Here is a 662-nt window from a genome sequence, read left to right as displayed (position 1 = left end):
GAAGCGGCGGAGACCTGCTCCAGCGCCGTCTCCCCGGCCTCGCCGTTCTCATCCACGTGCAGGTCCAGGTCCAGCCCATGGTCCCGCGCCAACCCGAACAGCCGGTCCAGCACGGCCTCGCCGGTATTGTGCCCCATCAGCACCGCGCCCAGCATCCCGCCCGGCGTGCCGGCGGCGGCGCGGGCGATCTCCACCCCCTGCATGCCGTCATAGGCTTCGGGCATCACCAGGGCCACGGCCTGCAACGCCACCCGTCCGGCCCATTCGGCCTGCAGCGCGCGGATCAGCGGCCATACCCTTCGCCCATGCGCGCCCGCGATGTCCAGATGGGTGCGGATCGCCCGCGTGCCGTGCGCATGGGCGCTGGCCAGCGCGAATTCCATCCGCCGGCGCACGTCCTGCTCCGTCCAGTGCCGCTCGCGGTCCACGGTCACCGCCTGGATGGCGCCGGCGAATGTGCCGTCCGGATTGGGCGCGCGGTCCCAGATGAAGGCCTTGTCCAGATGGGTATGGATATCGGCGAAAGCCGGCCAGACCATCCCGCCCGCCAGGTCCGTCTCGGGCATCCCGCTCTCGGGCGGCAGGCGCCCCAGCGCCGCGATCCGGCCGTCCGCGATCACGATGTCGCATTCCACCCACTCGCCGCCCCCGCCGCCGGGGGC

The 662-nt window shown here is 72.8% G+C and carries 1 protein-coding gene; it reads right to left on the bottom strand.

Translation table 11 applies throughout. The features are described 5' to 3' along the window. On the bottom strand, positions 1-662 hold a 662-nt coding region (locus HUK84_RS21680), incomplete at both ends, for an amidohydrolase family protein (RefSeq protein ID WP_176641978.1).

It is taken from the genome of Nguyenibacter vanlangensis, assembly GCF_013376155.1.
GTDB lineage: Bacteria > Pseudomonadota > Alphaproteobacteria > Acetobacterales > Acetobacteraceae > Gluconacetobacter > Gluconacetobacter vanlangensis.
This window is presented reverse-complemented; position numbering and strand designations above follow the sequence as displayed.